The sequence below is a fragment of the Sphingomonas sanxanigenens DSM 19645 = NX02 genome (assembly GCF_000512205.2).
Lineage (GTDB): Bacteria > Pseudomonadota > Alphaproteobacteria > Sphingomonadales > Sphingomonadaceae > Sphingomonas_D > Sphingomonas_D sanxanigenens.
This window is the reverse complement of sequence record NZ_CP006644.1, coordinates 2,342,748-2,360,184: the sequence shown is the minus strand read 5'-3', so window position 1 is coordinate 2,360,184 and position 17,437 is coordinate 2,342,748. Positions and strand designations below refer to the sequence as shown.

The following is a 17,437-nucleotide window of genomic DNA, read 5'->3' as shown; positions in this document are numbered from 1 at the left end:
TTCTGCTTACTCGCCGACGAGCGCGAGCACGCGCAGCGGGCTGCCCGAACCGCCCTGAATCTTCAGCGGCGCGGCGACGATGATCGCGCCGGTCGCGGGAAGCTGGTCGAGGTTGGTCAGGCATTGCAGGCCATAGCGGCCGGCGCCATGGAACAGCGTATGCGCCGGATACATCGGGTTCAGCAGATGCGCCTGGCCGGCATCGGTGCCGATCGTCTCGGTGCCGAAGCCATGCGCGTCACGCTCCTCGATCAGGAAGCGCACGGCCTCCGCCGACGGCCCGGGCGTATGCGCGCCATCCGCGCGGCGGCCGGTATATTGGTCGACCGGCAGCTTGGACCAGTCGGTGCGCATCAGCACCCAGTGGCGCGCGGGGATTTTGCCATGCGCGGCTTCGAACGCCTCGATATCCGCCACGGTCAGCAGATAGTCCGGATCGGCGGCGCAGGCGGCGGACACGTCGATGACGACGGCGGGCGCGACGAACGCGGCCGGATCGATCGCGTCGACCGTGTTGTCCGGCAGTTCGGCGCCGCTGACCCAGTGGATCGGCGCGTCGAAATGGGTGCCGGTATGCTCGCCGACGGTGAAATTGTTCCAGTACCAGGCGACGCCGCGATCGTCGTAGCGCGAGATTTCCTGGCGGCTGAACGCCGCGGTCTGGCCGAACGGCTCGGGCAGGACGAGCAGGGGCGTGTCTTCCGACAGCGTCTGGGTGAGGTCGATCGTGCGTACGCTGCCCGCGGCGAGCGCGGTCGCGAACTGGGCGAGGATGGCTGTTGTCATGATTTTTCCTCCGTCTGGCTGGAGCGACTCGAAAGCTGCCTGATAAAGCGTGCATGTGCAACCAATTTCGGGCATGGCTTTTAACATGCCCGCCGATTGGCTTGAGCGGTTGATCGGATTGCATCAGATCAACCGCACAAGGATTTTGTTCGGCCGCGATTTCCGAGCCGCCAGATGAATTCATCTGGCTCGAAATCGCTCTGAGGGCGCCAAAGCGGAGGATCGGTTGGATAGTCGCATCTTGGGTGATCCCGGAACCCCGGCGTTCCAGGTGGACAAATATCCGTTCTACCGGCTGAACCGGCTGGTCGGCCGCTACAACGCCATCATCGACGCGCGGCTGCGCGCGATCGACCTCGACATTCCGAGCTGGCGCGTGCTGATGATCCTCGGCGAACAGGCGCCGCGCGGCGTCCGCGAGATCGCCGAGGCGGCGGTGATCCCGCTCTCGACGATGACCCGCATCATCCAGCGCATGGCCGCCGCCGGCCTGGTCGCCTCGTCAGCGAGCGCGGAGGATGCGCGGGTGACCGAGGTGTCGCTGCTCGACCTGGGCGAGAGCAAGCTCGCCGAGGCGCGGGAAGCGACCGCGCCGGTCTATGCCCGGATCATCGACGGCTTCTCGGCACGGGATTTCGAGAAGTTGCTGGCGCTGCTGGGAAGGCTGGACGAGAATTTGGAAGGGCTGCGGTAACGTCCCTGACTTGAAATCGCGACAGAACGCGGCCTTCGCGCAGGGGTAGGGCAATCATGGAAATTGAAGGCGTATCCTTCGACGCATTGAAAGCGCTTCCGACAGAAGACCTGGAAGCATTGTTGGCATTTGGCAGGCCGATCACGTTCCGCATGGGGACCGCCACGGTCCTTGCGGAGTTCAACAAGCTGGGCGACGATCTGATCGTCAATCTGGCGCACATCGATGGCGGTGGCGAGGGCGTTTTGGTCTCGCTGTGGAAGCTTGTTGCGGGTTATGCCAAGGAACGCGGATACCCGGGCATATGTTGGAATGTACATGCGCTGACATGCGCCGACCCGAACCCGCGGCTTCAACGCTTTCTGCGGACGCAAGGCTTCGAGGAAACCAGCAGTGAACAATATGGGCGAGTTTTGACCCTGCGACGCGCCCTATAGTGCCCGTGTTCGAAGCAATTGACGGTTCAAGTAGTCCAGCAACGGCTTTCGGCGGCTTTCGGGGCTTTCGGAGACACAATACGAAACTCAGACCAGATAGCGTTGCGCGCTGCGACCCCTGCTATTTTCTATCCCTACTGGGACTTTCGGGGACATAATACCCCTACTGAGTCAGAAGAAGGGGGGATTCGGTACCGGCGCAGATGTGATAGGCTCGGTGATTCAAACTGAGCTGGAGGGTCGGGATGGAGGGTCGCTGGACGGAGGAGATTGAAGCGCGTTTTGACGCTTATGTCGATCGTCTTGTGAAAGTGATCGGGCATGCGGACCGAGCCGAACCGTTGAGGGATTATTGCACGGGACTGCTGCTTCCCGTGGAGCGCAAGAGCGTGGAGCCGCTGGCGGCGGTGGTTCGGCCTGACCGGGTATCGGCGAAACACCAGTCGCTGCTGCATTTCGTGGGTCAGGGAGGCTGGTCGGACGAGGCGCTGATGGCGTGTGTCCGCGAGCAGGTTCTGCCGGTGGTGGAGCGCGACGGCCTGGTCGAGGCCTGGATCATCGACGACACGGGCTTTCCCAAGAAGGGCAAGCATTCGGTCGGCGTGGCGCGGCAATATTGCGGACAACTCGGCAAGACCGAGAACTGCCAGGTGATGGTCAGCCTGTCGTTGGCGACCGAGACGGCGAGCCTGCCGGTTGCGCACCGGCTGTTCCTGCCGGAGGCCTGGGCGAACGACGCCGAGCGGCGGCGCAAGGCCAGGGTGCCCGAGGATATCCCCTTCCGGTCCAAGACCGGGATCGCGCTCGATCAGCTCGCGGCGGCGATCGCGCAAGGCTTGCCGCCAGGCGTCGTGCTGGCCGATGCCGGCTATGGCGGCGCCGCCGATTTCCGCCAGGGCGTGACCGATCTGGGCTTAGCCTACGCGGTCGCGATCCGCCCCATCACCAATGTCTGGCGCCCCGGCGAGGCGCCGCCGCCACGCTCCAGAACGCACCGCCGTGGCCCTCGGCCTGGTGAGCAGAAGCTGCCCAAGCACGCTCATCAACCGGTTCAGGTCAAGGCGCTCGCGCTCGAGTTGCCCGACAGCGCGTGGCAGACCGTGACCTGCCGCCAGGGATCGAGCGAACCGCTCGGCGGACGCTTCGCTTTCCTGCGGCTATGCTGTGCCAATGGCGATGGCCTGCGCGCCAATCCTTCCCCCGAGCTATGGCTCATGATCGAATGGCCACAAGGCGACCCCGAACCCGCCCGCTTCTGGCTCTCCACCCTGCCAGCCGACATCGCCACGACCGAACTCGTCCGCCTCACAAAGCTGCGCTGGCGCATCGAGCGCGACTATCTCGATCTCAAGCAGCAATGCGGCCTCGGCCACTATGAAGGCCGCGGATGGCGCGGCTTCCACCACCATGTCACCCTATGCATCGCCGCCTACGGATTCCTCATCTCCCAAATGGAGACGATTCCCCCCTCAGCCCTCCACCATCCGCTATCCCGCCAAAAACCTCCCATTCCCAAAGCCTATATCCCGCGCGGCGCTCCCCGTTCGGCCGCAGCGCCATGTCCATGACTCCATCGCCACCATCCGCATCCACCTCGCCGCCGCCATCGTCAGGCGCCTAGCTCGATGTCCCTGCTGCCTCGCGTCTCAATCCAATATTCGATGTTTATGACGCAGTAGGGATACCAAACTCAGACCACCATTCAGCACACGTTGCTGATATCCGGTTGATGTGCCAGTGTCGTTGCCATGACTGGATATGCATGCTGGTTCTGCGCACAGACCATCGAGCGCATTGACGCCGGCGCGGTGATCATCGTTGTTGAGGGCTTATGGCGCTGGGCCGATGGCACTAGGACAGACGACGATCCGTCGCAGAGCATCTATGCCCATGCCGCATGCGCCAAAGATAGGCTTAGGGGCGCGACGAGGACAGGCGCGACGATGACAATTGAACCGCATATCTTCGGCGAAGAATGAATTTCTGTGGGTACCGACCTCAAGCGGTACCTTGAAAAGGGTTCGTCCGCTTCGCGCCAATCTCGGTCCTCGCCGCCTGCCCGCCGACAACGCCAAACCGGACGCAGCACCCTGATAGCGCACGGGCTGGAAGCCTCCGAAAGAAACCTCCACCCAAACCCCGCCCCACCAGACGGCACGCTACTTCACATCCGCAAACCGCGCCCGTTACAACTGGGCTTTCGGGGACACAATGCCAAACTCAGACCAGATAGCATTGCGGGTTCCGATCCCTGCTATTTTGCATTGTGTCGCCGAAACTCGTGTCCCCCGGCCGCCCGAAACTTCATGGTCGTCGGTTGCGATATGCGCTCAGATGGGCTGAGAATGCTTGGATGGTCGCCATATCCGGATGGACTTGCTCGATGAGTCAATTGTTAAGTTGAAAAATACCGGCTCTGGCGATGAGCCTCATCAACGTACCAAGCGGCACCGACAACCGAACAATGCGGCATGGGATCAGTCCACTGAGTTTGTGCTCAAATGAGAAGCCATGTCGATATTTTCAATCGAATGATTCCAACTGAGCAAGTTGAAAACTTATGGGCCGCAAGATTAATAGAGTATGCAGGCCGTAGTCAAGATGCCTTAGTTTCAATTGTTTATGGGGAAAATTGGTCAGAGAAGCTCCATCGTGCGAATGTATATCAGCCTCTTGCTTTTAAGTATCGCCTTAATGGATGTGAGTTGAAATTCCTCGCAAAGTCTCGGAAAATGGCGGCGATATTAAATAATGAATAAGCGCAATATTTCCCTGCGTAGGGTCGATTAATCCCACATGTCCGGCTGGAATACGATAGAAATGGGATAATATTGCTCATGAAGGGCTGCTGCAAGGCCGGAGGCTTTCGGGGACACAATACCAAACTCAGACCAGATAGCTCTGCGGGCTCCGATCCCTGCAATTTTGCATTGTGTCCCCGAAACTCCCGAAACTCGATGTAGTCCATCGTTGAGATGGCGAAGTCAATAGCAGCTTTCAGCACCAAGAGCTTGATCGCCGAACGACCGACTTTGGGCGGGAGCGGCCGGCGGAAATGGAGGCGACTCAATGTCCGGATTGCGCCAGAATCCCTCAACCATCGCCGATCCAGCCACGCCCGAAAGCGGCCGGTCTGATCGTCCTCGTCGCACAAAGGTCGGCGGCAGGATCATGGCTATGAAACGTTGGTTAGCAGCTGCTGGGCGATGCCGATATGCCGATCTCAAAATAGGCAGCCAAGCCGATAGTGGCAGCTTCGGCCTCAATCTCTGGCACCAAGCTCAAGCATTGAGCTTTGAAGGCGGCGTAATCTGATCCGCATTCGCATATATAGCTGACGCTCAGCTGCCCCCGATCCTCCTTCGGGTCGAAGAATGCACCCTCGACCCATTCCAGCGATCGGCTATTGCGCTCCGCCCAATCGAATATCACATTCAGCTCGTTGGCCGGATACAAGGTGATCCCGCCGCACCGAACGGGCATGAGACCAGCACCTACACGTTCATCAAGGATGGTCGACGTATCCATGGCGCCAGTCTGTCAAATATTCAGAATCTCTGCAATCGAGCGCGCAAGCGGCCAAGAGCACTTCTCCCGCCCCCGTGTCCGCTTAGCGCCAATCGCGGTCATCCCCGCCGGCCCGCCGGCAACGCCAAGCAGACGCTGCACCCTGATAGCGCCCTGGCCGGAAGCCTCCGAAAGGGCGCCCCAGCCAAACTCCAGCCCAACCAGCCGCCCCGCTACTTCACATCCGCAAACCGCGGCCGTTCCAACTGGAACAGGTCCGTCGTCCGCGCATACCAGCCCGCACCATGCACGCGGCCGACCAGCCCCATCGCCGGCGTGTCGAGGTGGCAGCGGTCGGCGTCGAGCACGAGATGGTCGGCGACGTGCATCGTCACCACCTCGCCGATCACGATGATCTGCTGCGGGCCCGGATGCACCGCCTGCAGCAGCCGGCATTCCATGCTGACGGGGGCGGAGGCGATACGGGGCGGGGCGACATGGTCGCTGGGGATCAGGTCGAGCCCGGCATAGCTGGCTTCGTCCCACCCCGGCGGCGCGTCGATGCAAGTCGCGTTCATCGCCGCAGCATCGGCCTCGGAAACCAGGTTCACCACGAACTCGCCGCCCGCCAGGATGTTGGCAGGCGTATCCTTGGGCTCGCCGGTCTCGCGAACGAGGAAGCCAAGCACCACCGTCGGCGGGGTGTGGCCCATCACGTTGAAGAAGCTGTAGGGCGCGGTGTTCAGCCGGCCGTCCGGATCGAGGCTGGTCACCCAGGCGATCGGCCGCGGCGTGACCGAGGAGGCGAGCAGCTTGTAGCGCTCGGCCCCCGCCAGCTTGTCCATGTCGAAGCGCATGGTCAGCCGATCCAGTTGGTCGCGGTGCGCGGGCGCGTGTCGACCTCCAGCCGGAACACGTCCGGCCGCGAATAATGGCCGCTCGCGTCGAAATCATAGCGGCCGCGGATCACCTCGTCGGTCTCCAGATCGGCGTAGAGGATGGTCTCGCCGCCATAGTCCGGCCCCGCGAGCAGGTCGCCCAGCGGCCCCGCGATCAGGCTGCCGCCGCGCATCAGCACCGTTTCCGGATCGTCGCCCAGCGCGCATTCATAGTCGGCGGGGTAGGCGCCGCGGGTGATGTGCTGGCAGCTCGACAGCACGAAGCACCGGCCCTCCAGCGCGATGTGGCGCATCGAGGCGACCCAGCCGTCGCGATCGTCGGCGGTCGGCGCGCAATAGAGGGTGATGCCCTGCGAATACATCGCCAGGCGCAGCGCCGGCATGTAATTCTCCCAGCAGATCACCGCGCCCACCTTGCCCATGCCGGTCTCGAACACCGGCAAGGTCGAACCGTCGCCGAAGCCCCAGATCAGCCGCTCGGCGCCGGTCGGCATCAGCTTGCGATGCTTGCCGATCAGCCCCTTGGCGCCATCGAAGAACAGGGCGGTGCAATAGAGCGTGGCGCCGTCGCGCTCGATCACGCCGATCACGAAGAACAGCCCGGTCTCGCGCGCGGCATCAGTGAGCAGCGCCACTTCCGGCCCGTCGAGATCGATCGCGGCGGAATGATAGCGCGAGAACATGTCGCGCCCCTCTGGCTTGCGCATCCCCACCGGCGTGCCGAACGAGCAGCCCTTGGGATAGCCGCCCAGCATCGCCTCGGGAAACACCGCCAGCTGCGCGCCCCCGGCCGCCGCCTCGCGCACGAGGCCGGCAACCTTGGCCGCCGCCGCCGGCGTGTCGAAGGGAATCGAAGCCGCTTGCACGACGGCTGCCCGGAACTTGCTCATCTGACCTCCACGGATCTGGATCACGAATTGCCCTAGGCTGTGTTCAAGGGACAGCCTCTTTTCGGAGGACGGTTGACAGGACGCAACAGGAAATTTTAAGCCTATAACAATTGGAGGGCCGACACATGGCAACCGGCAGGCACGATCAGTATCGCGAAGACGTCATCGGCCGCGCGAATGTCGCGGATACCGAGGCGCTTGTCGACTTCTACGGGGATCTCGAACGCTTCCACGCCGGCGCGCTGTGGACGGTGGCGAACAGGATCGAACCCTGGCAGCCCGAGTCGCGCTCGGTGCCGGTGCTGTGGCGCTATCGGGATCTGCGTCCGCACGTGCTGCGCGCGCTCGATCTGGTGACGCCGGAGAAGGCCGGCCGCCGCGTCGTCTATCTCAACAATCCGGGGCGGGGGGACGATGCCGCCGCCGCGGTCGGCTGGCTCTATTCGGGGCTGCAGGTGATGAACCCGGGCGAAGTGGCCTCCAGCCATCGCCACTCGGCCTCCGCCATCCGCTTCATCATGGAGGGGGAGGGCGCCTTCACCAATGTCGACGGCCACAAGATGCCGCTCAACGCCAATGATTTCGTGCTGACGCCAAACGGCACCTGGCACGAACATGGCGTGGGGGAGGAAGGCACGACCTGCATCTGGCAGGACGGGCTGGACATCCCGCTGATGAACGCGCTCGAAGCCAATTTCTACGAGGTCCATCCGGATCTGCAGCAGGCGGTGACCTTCCCGGTCGACGACACGACGATGCGCTGGGGCAATCCCGGCCTGCGTCCGGCCGGCGAAAACTGGTCCAAGCGCTACTCGCCGCTGTTCAAATATGAATGGGCGCCGACCTACGAGGCGCTGCTGCGCGCAGCCAAGGTCAGCGAAGGCTCGCCGTTCGACGGCATCCACATGGATTATGTCGATCCCAGCACCGGCGGCCCGGTGATGACGACGATGGGCGCCTCGATCCAGATGCTGCGCCCCGGCGAACATACGAAGGCGCACCGCGAGGTCGGCAGCTTCCTCTACCAGTGCTGCAAGGGCCGTGGCTATTCGATCATCAACGGCCAGCGTTTCGACTGGCAGGAACGCGATATCTTCTGCGTGCCCTCCTGGATGTTCCACGAACATGTGAACCTCTCGGACAGCGAGGATGCCTGCCTGTTCTCGTTCCACGACCTGCCGGTGATGCGTTCGCTCAACCTCTACCGGCAGGAAGCGCTCGCCGAAAATGGCGGCCACCAGCCGATCCTCGCCTGACATCATCCAAGAAACGGAAAGTCACAGCATGCGTCTTGTCACCTATCGTCGTTCGATCGAATCCGAAGCGCGGCTCGGCGCCATCGTCGACGGCCTCGTCGCCGACATCGCCTTGCTCGGCCGCGCCGCCGGCGTGGAGCTGCCGCACCGCATGCTCGACTTCATCGATCTGGGGCCGACCGCGATCCCCGCAGTCACCGCGATGCTCGCGGATGCCGCCAAGGCCTGGCCGATCGGCGTCGCCGTGCCGCTGACCAGCGTCACCTTGCTGGCGCCGATCCCGCGCCCGCGCAAGAACATCTTCGGCATCGGCCTGAACTATATCGATCATGTCGCCGAATCCGCCGCGGCGCTGGATACGTCGCCGGATCTGCCCAAGCAGCCGGTGATCTTCTCCAAGCCGCCGACGACGGTGATCGGGCCCAACGATCCGGTGCGCCTCAACGCCAACATCACCAGGCAGCTCGACTGGGAAGTCGAACTCGCCGCGATCATCGGTTCGGGCGCCAAGGCGGTGACCCGCGAGAATGCGCTCTCGCACGTGTTCGGTTACTCGCTGATCGTCGACATGAGCGCGCGCGATTGCCGCCGCGCCGGCCAGTGGATCTATTCTAAGGGGCAGGACAGCTACGCGCCGATGGGCCCGTGCATCGTCACCGCCGACGAGATCCCCGATCCGCAGACGCTGGACCTGTGGCTGACCGTCAACGGCGTCGAGAAGCAGCGCTCGAACACCAGCCACATGCTGTTCAAGGTCGACGAGCTGATCGCCGACCTGTCGCAGGGCATCAGCCTCGAACCGGGCGACATCATCGCCACCGGCACCCCCGAGGGCGTCGGCGCCGGCCGCACCCCGCAGGAGTGGCTGGGCGCGGGCGACATGATCGTCGCCACGGTCGAGGGCATCGGCCAGCTGCGCGTGCCGGTCGTTCCGGCCTGAGTATCGCACGACCTCGGCCGGGCCGCGCATGTGCGGCCCGGCCATGAAGAAAGTTGGGTAAGCGCATGAAGGTGGTCTGCCTCGGTGGAGGCCCGGCGGGTCTCTATTTCGCGATCTCGATGAAGCTGCGGAACCCCGCGCACGAGATCACGGTGATCGAACGCAATCGCGCGGGCGACACCTTCGGCTGGGGCGTGGTGTTTTCGGACACGACGCTCGAGAATCTGCGCGCCAACGATGCCGTCAGCGCGGAAACGATCGCGGCGAGCTTCGCGCATTGGGACGATATCGAGGTGCGCGTCGACGGCGCCAGCGAATGTTCGTCCGGCCACGGCTTCATCGGCATCGCCCGCAAGCGGCTGCTCGGCATATTGCAGGATCGTGCCCGCGAACTGGGCGTCGATCTGCGCTTCGAAAGCGAATTCTCGGCCGATCTCTCGGCCTATGCCGACTACGACCTGATCGTCGCGGCGGACGGCATCAACAGCCAGATCCGCACCGTCAACGCCGACCGGCTCGATGTCGATATCGAGGTGCGCAAGAACAAGTTCACCTGGCTGGGCACCACCCAGAAATTCGACGCTTTCGCCTTCATCTTCGAGAAGACCGGGGCGGGCTGGCTGTGGGCGCACGCCTATCGCTTCGACGACACCCATTCGACCTTCATCATCGAAAGCTCCGAAGAAACCTGGCGCGGGCTGGGGTTCGACACGATGGAACAGGCCGAGGTGATCGCCGCCTGCGAGCGCATCTTCGCGCGCCACCTCGATGGCCATCCTTTGCTTTCCAATTCGGCGCACCTGCGCGGCTCGGCGGCGTGGATCAATTTCCGCCGCGTCGTCTGCCACCAATGGTCTTTCGACAATGTCGTGCTGCTGGGCGACGCCGCGCACACCGCGCATTTCTCGATCGGCTCGGGCACCAAGCTGGCGCTGGAGGATGCGATCAAGCTCGCCGAGGTGATGAGCCGTGGGAACCTCGCCCGCGCCGACCTGCCCGCCGCGCTCGCCGAATATCAGCGCGAGCGCCACACCGAGGTGATGAAGATCCAGAACGCGGCGCGCAACTCGACCGAATGGTTCGAGACGCTCGATCGCTATATCGACTTCGACCTGCCGCAATTCGCCTACTCGCTGCTCACCCGCAGCCAGCGCGTCAGCCATGAGAATCTGCGCAAGCGCGATCCGAAATGGCTGAGCCATATCGAAAGCTGGTTCGCCGAGCGCGTCGGCTGCAACGAGCCGCTGCCGCCGATGTTCGCGCCGTTCCGGCTGCGCGGCATGGATCTCGCCAACCGGGTGATGGTCTCTCCGGTGCTCACCTATGCCGCGGGTGGGGACGGCACCCCGAGCGACTTCCACCTCGTCCACTATGGCGCGCGCGCGCTCGGCGGGGCGGGGCTGGTGGTGACCGAGATGGTCGCGGTCGGCGCCGCGGGCCGGATAACCGATCGCTGCCCCGGCCTGTATGACGAGGCGCATGTTGCCGGCTGGCGCCGGGTGACCGATTTCGTCCACGCCAGTTCGGATGCGCGCATCGCCGTGCAGATCGGCCATGCCGGGCCGCGCGGCGCGACCGTGGCGGATGCGCAGCACCCCGATCGGCCGCTCGCCGACGATGCCGCCTGGCCCTTGCTCGCCGCCAGCGCCGCGCCCTATGCCGCCGATGGCCGCGTTCCCGCGGCGATGAGCCGCGCGGACATGGATGCGGTGATCGCCGATTTCGTCGCCGCCACCCGCAACGCCGATCGCGCCGGCTTCGACATGGTGGAACTGCAGGCCGGCCACGGCTTCCTGCTCTCCAGCTTCATCACCCCGCTGATGAACGCCCGCACCGACGATTATGGCGGCGATCTCGGCGGCCGGCTGCGCTTCCCGCTCGAAGTCGCCAGGGCGGTGCGCGCGGCATGGCCGAAAGAGAAGCCGCTTGCGGTGCGCATCTCGGCGAACGACTGGAAAGGCGCGGAGGGCATTTCGCCCGACGATGCCGTCGCGATCGCCGCGGCGTTCCGCACCATCGGCGTCGATCTCGTCGACGTTTCCTCGGGCGAGACCTCGGTCGATGCGCGCCCGGTCTATGGCCGGATGTACCAGACGCCGTTCTCGGACCAGATCCGCAACGAAACGGGCTGCGCAACGGTCGCGGTCGGTAACATCTACGAGGCCGATCATGTCAACTCGATCCTCGCGGCGGGCCGCGCGGATCTGGTGGCGCTCGGCCGCCCGCACCTCGCCGATCCGGCCTGGACCAACCGCATGGCCGCGCTTGCCGGCCGCGCTCCCTCGGCCCCGGCCGCCTACGCCCTCGGCTTCGCGCAACTGGCGCGCACCGCTCCGCGCTCCTGATCAAGATCGGCCTCATGACCTTTCACACGCAGACCGTCGTCCGCTTCGCGCATGTCGATCCGGCCGGGATCGTCTTCTACCCGCGCTATTTCGAGATGCTGAATGCCGCGGTCGAAGACATGTTCGGCGAACAGATCGGCGTCGACTTCGCCACCATGCACCTCGATCGCAGGATCGGCGTGCCCACCGTCAACCTGTCGGTAGATTTTCATGCCGCCAGCCGGCTGGGCGACCTGCTCGACTTCGCGATCGAGGTGGAGAAGGTCGGCGGCAGTTCGGCCACGCTCAACGTCGCCGTCACCTGCGCCGGCGCGCCGCGGTTGTCGATCCGCGTCGTCCTCGTCTGCATGGATCTGGCCGCGGGCAAGTCGATCCCCTGGCCCGACGATATGCGCCCCGCGGTCACCGCCACGCTCGCCGCCTGACTTGCGCACCGTGCGGGAGCCTTTAAGGCTTCAAGCACGCGTCTTCGCGCTGTGTGAGTAGGAGTAGGGTGGCAATGCTCGATGTGCGCGAGAAGCATGACGGGGCGCTTGTCTGGCGCTCGGACATCCGGGTGTGGCTGCGGCTGCTGAGCTGCTCGACGATCATCGAGAAGCGGCTGCGCCGCCGTTTCGCCGAGCAATATGAAACGACCCTGCCGCGCTTCGACGTGCTGGCGGCGCTGGAACGCGCGCCGGAAGGCATCAGCATGGGCGAATTGTCGCGCGCGCTGCTCGTCTCCAACGGCAATGTCACCGCGCTGGTCCGCCAGCTCGAAGGACAGGGCCTGATCGAATCGCGCGCCGCACCGGGCGACCGCCGCTCGTCGATCGTCGCGATGACCGAGAAGGGCCGCACCCACTTCACCGAACTCGCCACGGCGCACCATCGCTGGATCAAGGCGATGTTCGAGGGCATGACCCGCGCGCAGCAACTCGAACTCTACGGCCTGCTCGCGATCCTCAAGGAATCGCTGGGTGGCGACGTGAACGAGCCGAAGGAATAGGGGCTGCCGCCGGTCACCAAGAATGTGAGAAGTCGCGATATTTCAACGATGCACCGCGCTGCCTTCTCCCGCACTTGTCGCTACAGCATTCACGCACATCTCGCTCGCGGCCGCTTTTTGTTCCTCGCCCCTGTGGGGAGAGGGACAGGTCCGCGTAGCGGACCAGGGAGAGGGGCAGTCGCGCCAAGCGTTAACGTATGACAGCTTCGCTCTGAACAAGCCCGACCGAGCGCCCTCCGAGCCTTTGCGCTTCGCGTAAAGCGGCGGCAGCCCCTCTCAATCCATTCGAGATGCATGAATCCGATAGCGCAATTGGCGAGAGAAGGTTGGATGACGGCGCGAGCGAAGCGAGCGTTGTTCAGCGCCGACGCATCCACAGATGTGATGCCCGAAGAACAAGAAGCTTCGCTACGCTCAGCCTGTCACCAGCGCAGCTGCCGGCTATGGGTCAAGCTTGCGCCTTGACGGGCAGGCGAAACGGCGCGCCGAGCCGGTTGAACGCGTTCATCGCGGCAATCGCGATGGTGAGATCGACCAGATCCTTCGGCTCGAACGCCGCGGCCGCAGCCGCATAGGCTGTGTCGGACGCATGCGTTTCGCTCACCAGCGTCACCTCTTCGGCCCAAGCCAGCGCGGCGCGATATTGCTCGGGGAACAGGTGCGGCACCTCGGCCCAGACCGGCACCAGCGCAACCTTGTCGATCGCCATGGTCTTCAGCAGGTCGCGCGTGTGCAGGTCGATGCAATGGGCGCAGCCATTGATTTGCGAAACCCGCAGAAAGATCAGGTGGATCAGTTCCGCCGGCAGGTTCGTGCCGGTGACGACATAGTGATGCAGGCCGAACAGCGCCTTTGCACCCTGCGGCGCGACTTCGTGCCAGATCAACCGCTTGCTCTCGCTCATGATGGTGTCCTTCGTTTCGGCGCCGGGGTGCGACGCTCGGTACGCATCCGATAGGGACCGCCTTGTTCTGATGTGATCGGCGTCGGAGTTAGCTCCAGTGCAAACGTCGTAGTTTGCACTGGAGCTAACGAGGGTGTGATGGATCGGATAACGGTTATTTCGGGGCCGGAGCGCCGGCGTGCGTGGACGGCGGAGCAGAAAGAAGCGCTGGTGTTGGCGGCCTGTGCGCCCGGGGCGATTGTAGCGGATATTGCGCGGGCGGCGGACGTACATCCGAGCCTGATCCACCGGTGGCGGCGGGATCGGACGCGAGGGGGTTATCCGTCGGAAACCGGGACGAACTTTGTGCCGGTGGTGATGCAGACTGATGCCTCCGCTGACGTGCCGAGCGAGAGGCAGGGCCTGCGCGTTGCAGCGGAGATTGAGACGCGGGGAGCGGTAATCCGGTTCGGCGCTGAGGCGCGGCCCGAACTTGTCCGCGCGATCCTGGGGAGCTTGCGATGATCCCCGTTTCTGCGGATGTAAAGATTTGGATAGCGGCCGGTCATACCGACATGCGTCGCGGCATGGCTACTTTAGCCCGCCAGGTGGAACAGCATCTGGGGCGACGCTTCCATGATGGGGATTTATTTGTCTTTCGCGGACGTCGCGGCGATCTGGTGAAGATTCTGTGGAGCGATGCGCTGGGCGTATCGTTGTATTCAAAGCGTCTCGCACGTGGACATTTTATCTGGCCCTCGGCCAAGGACGGAGCGATCGCGCTTACCCCCTCGGCGCTGGCCTGTCTGCTCGAGGGGATAGATTGGCGCAACCCGCAGCGAACATGGCGGCCCAGCCAGGTTGGTTGACACTGAACATGATTACGGCGCCCCAGAGGGGCGAATAGAGCGTTGAAAATCCATCAAAAACTGAGAAATGCCTAGGGTTTTTGGGCATTTTTTGCTATGGGCGACCATGCCCTCGGCCGATGCCTCTCTTGAGCTTTTGCAGCTCCAAGCCGAGCTCGTGGCGACGCGTCAGCTGGTCCAGGCAGCTCAGACCAAGGCGCTCGAAGCGGAGGCAAAAGCCGCCCGTGTGGAGGCCATCAACGCCGACCTTCTTGCTCGTAACGCTCATCTTGAACTGATGAACGCGCTCATGCGCCGCGACAAATATGGCGCGAAATCGGAGCGGGCAAGTCGGCTCATCGACCAGCTCGAACTGGGCTTCGAAGAACTCGAGGCTGATGCCAGTGAAGCCGAAAGCATCGCCGCGCAAGCCGCGGCCAAAACAACCACCGTTGGTCCCTTCACCCGTCAGCGGGGACCCCGCCGCGACTTCCCGGCTCATGTGGAGCGCGAGAAGCGGGTGATCCCCGCACCCGAGCAATGTCCCTGCTGCGGCTCGGACGCGCTGAGCCATTTACCGCCCGACATCACTGAAACCCTGGAGAAGGTGCCCGCGCGCCACAAGGTTATCGAGACGGTGCGTGAGAAAGTCTCCTGCCGGCATTGTGAAAAGATCCGCCAGACCCCAGCGCCCTTCCACGTGACGCCCCGGGGCATGTTCGGCCCGCACTTCCTGGCCGATCTCGTCTTCCAGAAATATGGACTGCATCAGCCGCTTAACAGCCAGCGCGACCGCCTGGAGGCGGAGGGCATCCCCCTGAGCATCTCGACGCTTGCCGATCAGGTCGGCGCCGTCTGCGCCGCCCTCAAACCGATCTCCCTGCTGAACGATGCCCATGTGCTGGCCGCCGAGCGCCTCCACGCCGACGACACCACTGTTCCTCGCCTCGCCAAATATAAGGCCGAGGTCGCTCGCATCTGGGATTATGTGCGCGATGACACCCCCTTTGGTGGGGCGGCACCCCCGGCGCTGATGTGCCGTTACTCCCGAAACCGAAAGGGCGAACATCCCCGCGCGCATCTGGCCGGCTATACCGGAATCCTCCAGGTCGACCGCTATGCCGGCTTCAACGAGATGTTCAAGGAAGGGTGGGCAGATAAGGCCATGACCCGCGCAAATTGCTGGCAGCACGGCAGACGAAAGCTGTTCGTACTGGTCGATGTGGCCAGCCAGCTGAAGGGCAAGAAGAAGGGGAAAGTGCCGCTCATCTCCCCACTCGCGCGGGAGGGGCTGGAGATGATCGACCAGATCTTCGCCGCCGAGCGGAATATCAACGGCGAGAGCGCCGATGAACGCCTACGCGTTCGCAAGGAAAAGGTCGCCCCGTTAGTCGATCAGCTCAAGGCCTGGTTCGATACCCAGCGAAAGACCCTTTCCCGGAAAGATCCCGTGGCCGAGGCCATCGCCTACTTCCTCAATGACTGGGAAGGCTTCACCACCTTCCTGGAAGATGGTCGCATCTGTCTTACGAACAATGCTGCGGAGCGGCCGTTGCGCAGCGTAGCTCGCGGAAGGAAGAGCTGGGGGTTCGTGGGATCAGACCGGGGTGGAGAACGCGCCGCAATGCTGTTCAGCCTGATCGGCACCTGTCGGCTCAACGACGTCGATCCGCTCGCATGGCTCACCGATGTCCTCGCTCGCATCGCCGACATCCCCCAGAACCGGCTGCACGAACTCTTGCCCTGGACCTGGAAAACCCTCCAGAACAGCGACCCGGCCAAAATAGCCGCCTAACCCAACCGTGCCGTCGCTAGCGGCAGTGCAAACTACGGTGCTTGCACTGCCGCTAACTCGCGCGACTGCTCCCCTATCGCAAGGCGGCCGCTATCGGATGCGTACGACGCTCGTCGACCTGACGAGACAGGAGGGGCGCGTGTGACACGCCCGGAAAAATATCTCCGGAACGACGAATCCGTGTCACATCCCACCGGGCAATGTCGTCTATGCGGATGGCCATAGGGGAGGCATCGGTGTCAGCGAGCGTGAGCGACCAAACCGCGAGGCTACCCATGGGCGGGAAGGATCAGCGCACCGCCGATTTCCAGGCGGAGCGCAGGCGATTGCTGCGCCTCGCCTACCGGATGCTTGGCTCGCTCAGCGATGCCGAGGACGTCGTGCAGGATGCGTGGTTACGCTGGGAACGGGTCGAAGTGGGGATAGACTTCCCTACCACCTATCTGACCCGCATTGTCACCCGCCTTTGCCTCGACCGGCAAAAATCGGTGTGCGCGCGACGCGAAACATATGTCGGTCCTTGGCTGCCCGATCCACTGCTGGGTTCTGCCGAACCCAACGAGATCGTCGCGGACGATATCACAGTCACTCTGATGCTCGCTATGGAGCGCCTGTCCCCGCTCGAGCGGGCAGCGTTTCTCCTTCACGATGTGTTCGACATTGCATTGGGCGAGGTCGCCGTTACGCTGGGCCGAGAACCTGCCGCTGTCCGCCAGCTTGCCTCTCGTGCTCGAAAGCATATCCAGGCTGCGCGGCCGCGCTTCACCGTTGACATCGCCGAAGCGGACCGGATGGCTCGCGCCTTCTTCGCCGCCGCGCACGATGGCGACATTGCGCAACTCTCCACGCTACTAGCGCAGGATGTCGAAATCCATACCGATGGCGGGGGCAAGGTGCTTGCCTTGCGTAACGTGGTGCGTGGCATTGAGCGCGCGCTGCGATTGTTCGCCGGTCTCCGACGCAAGAATGCGCTTCCGCCGACCTTGCTGCGGAACGTGCTGATCGATGGCTTGCCCGGCTATATCAGCGTCGATCGAGCCGGCGTCTTGCAGACGACGGCGCTGGACATACGCGATGGCAGGATCGCCGCGATCTACATCGTCAAAAACCCCGACAAGCTCTTGCATCTCGCATCCGAGCGAGATCGAGCGCCGCAGGGGTGAGCCGCC

At 63.7% G+C, this 17,437-nt stretch carries 17 protein-coding genes; 12 read left to right on the top strand and 5 right to left on the bottom strand.

All coding sequences use genetic code 11. From position 1 onward, the window contains the following. Window positions 1–6: 6 nt before the first annotated feature. Entirely contained in the window at window positions 7–786 is a 780-nt protein-coding gene (locus NX02_RS10855; protein ID WP_025292222.1) for a cyclase family protein, read from the bottom strand. A 241-nt stretch (window positions 787–1,027) separates the two neighbouring features. Between NX02_RS10855 and NX02_RS10850 the strand changes: the two genes are divergently transcribed. The 3 genes from NX02_RS10850 (at window position 1,028) to NX02_RS10840 (ending at window position 3,485) form a co-directional block, all read left to right on the top strand. Continuing rightward, entirely contained in the window at window positions 1,028–1,480 is a 453-nt protein-coding gene (locus NX02_RS10850) for a MarR family winged helix-turn-helix transcriptional regulator (protein ID WP_025292221.1), read from the top strand. Window positions 1,481–1,536: 56 nt separating this feature from the next. Continuing rightward, entirely contained in the window at window positions 1,537–1,917 is a 381-nt protein-coding gene (locus NX02_RS10845; RefSeq protein ID WP_025292220.1) for a hypothetical protein, read from the top strand. Window positions 1,918–2,162: 245 nt separating this feature from the next. After that, the gene (locus tag NX02_RS10840; protein WP_025292219.1) at window positions 2,163–3,485 is read left to right on the top strand and encodes an IS701 family transposase; all 1,323 of its coding nucleotides are present in this window, start codon (window positions 2,163–2,165) and stop codon (window positions 3,483–3,485) included. A gap of 1,621 nt (window positions 3,486–5,106) precedes the next feature. Here NX02_RS10840 and NX02_RS10830 read toward each other — a convergent pair. The 3 genes from NX02_RS10830 to NX02_RS10820 form a co-directional block, all read right to left on the bottom strand. Next, on the bottom strand, window positions 5,107–5,445 hold the full coding sequence (locus NX02_RS10830; RefSeq protein ID WP_158013989.1) for a hypothetical protein: 339 nt from the start codon (window positions 5,443–5,445) through the stop codon (window positions 5,107–5,109). A 212-nt stretch (window positions 5,446–5,657) separates the two neighbouring features. Then, window positions 5,658–6,281, bottom strand: a complete 624-nt coding sequence (locus tag NX02_RS10825) for a flavin reductase family protein (protein ID WP_025292216.1) — start codon at window positions 6,279–6,281, stop codon at window positions 5,658–5,660. Between the two features lie 2 nt (window positions 6,282–6,283). After that, window positions 6,284–7,213 carry a carbon-nitrogen hydrolase family protein gene (locus NX02_RS10820; protein ID WP_025292215.1) on the bottom strand — a complete coding sequence of 310 codons (930 nt, stop codon included), beginning with the start codon at window positions 7,211–7,213 and terminating at the stop codon, window positions 6,284–6,286. A gap of 125 nt (window positions 7,214–7,338) precedes the next feature. On the opposite strand from NX02_RS10820, the gene NX02_RS10815 reads away from it, so the two are divergent. The 5 genes from NX02_RS10815 (at window position 7,339) to NX02_RS10795 (ending at window position 12,742) form a co-directional block, all read left to right on the top strand. Then, entirely contained in the window at window positions 7,339–8,469 is a 1,131-nt protein-coding gene (locus NX02_RS10815; protein ID WP_025292214.1) for a cupin domain-containing protein, read from the top strand. Between the two features lie 28 nt (window positions 8,470–8,497). Continuing rightward, entirely contained in the window at window positions 8,498–9,409 is a 912-nt protein-coding gene (locus tag NX02_RS10810; protein ID WP_025292213.1) for a fumarylacetoacetate hydrolase family protein, read from the top strand. A 53-nt stretch (window positions 9,410–9,462) separates the two neighbouring features. Next, complete coding sequence (locus NX02_RS10805) at window positions 9,463–11,754, top strand: bifunctional salicylyl-CoA 5-hydroxylase/oxidoreductase (protein ID WP_245648829.1); 2,292 nt, start codon at window positions 9,463–9,465, stop codon at window positions 11,752–11,754. A gap of 14 nt (window positions 11,755–11,768) precedes the next feature. Then, window positions 11,769–12,179 (top strand): acyl-CoA thioesterase, encoded by a 411-nt coding sequence (locus NX02_RS10800; protein WP_025292212.1) that lies wholly within the window; start codon window positions 11,769–11,771, stop codon window positions 12,177–12,179. A 74-nt stretch (window positions 12,180–12,253) separates the two neighbouring features. Then, complete coding sequence (locus tag NX02_RS10795) at window positions 12,254–12,742, top strand: MarR family winged helix-turn-helix transcriptional regulator (RefSeq protein ID WP_025292211.1); 489 nt, start codon at window positions 12,254–12,256, stop codon at window positions 12,740–12,742. A 448-nt stretch (window positions 12,743–13,190) separates the two neighbouring features. Here the strand turns inward: NX02_RS10795 and NX02_RS10790 are convergent, their stop codons facing one another. Next, a complete protein-coding gene (locus tag NX02_RS10790; protein ID WP_025292210.1) occupies window positions 13,191–13,646 on the bottom strand; it encodes a carboxymuconolactone decarboxylase family protein in 456 nt (151 codons plus the stop codon). Between the two features lie 138 nt (window positions 13,647–13,784). Here NX02_RS10790 and tnpA point away from each other — a divergent pair, with 138 nt between their 5' ends. From tnpA to sigJ, 4 genes are all read left to right on the top strand, one after another. After that, window positions 13,785–14,150: an IS66-like element accessory protein TnpA gene (gene tnpA / locus NX02_RS34075; protein WP_025292209.1), complete on the top strand. Its 366-nt coding sequence runs from the start codon at window positions 13,785–13,787 to the stop codon at window positions 14,148–14,150. Beyond that, on the top strand, window positions 14,147–14,494 hold the full coding sequence (gene tnpB, locus NX02_RS31465; RefSeq protein WP_084717705.1) for an IS66 family insertion sequence element accessory protein TnpB: 348 nt from the start codon (window positions 14,147–14,149) through the stop codon (window positions 14,492–14,494). Before tnpA ends, tnpB begins: the two co-directional genes overlap by 4 nt. A gap of 106 nt (window positions 14,495–14,600) precedes the next feature. Next, complete coding sequence (gene tnpC / locus NX02_RS10780; RefSeq protein ID WP_025292208.1) at window positions 14,601–16,268, top strand: IS66 family transposase; 1,668 nt, start codon at window positions 14,601–14,603, stop codon at window positions 16,266–16,268. A gap of 275 nt (window positions 16,269–16,543) precedes the next feature. Beyond that, window positions 16,544–17,431 carry an RNA polymerase sigma factor SigJ gene (gene sigJ, locus NX02_RS10775; protein ID WP_025292207.1) on the top strand — a complete coding sequence of 296 codons (888 nt, stop codon included), beginning with the start codon at window positions 16,544–16,546 and terminating at the stop codon, window positions 17,429–17,431. Window positions 17,432–17,437 lie beyond the last annotated feature (6 nt).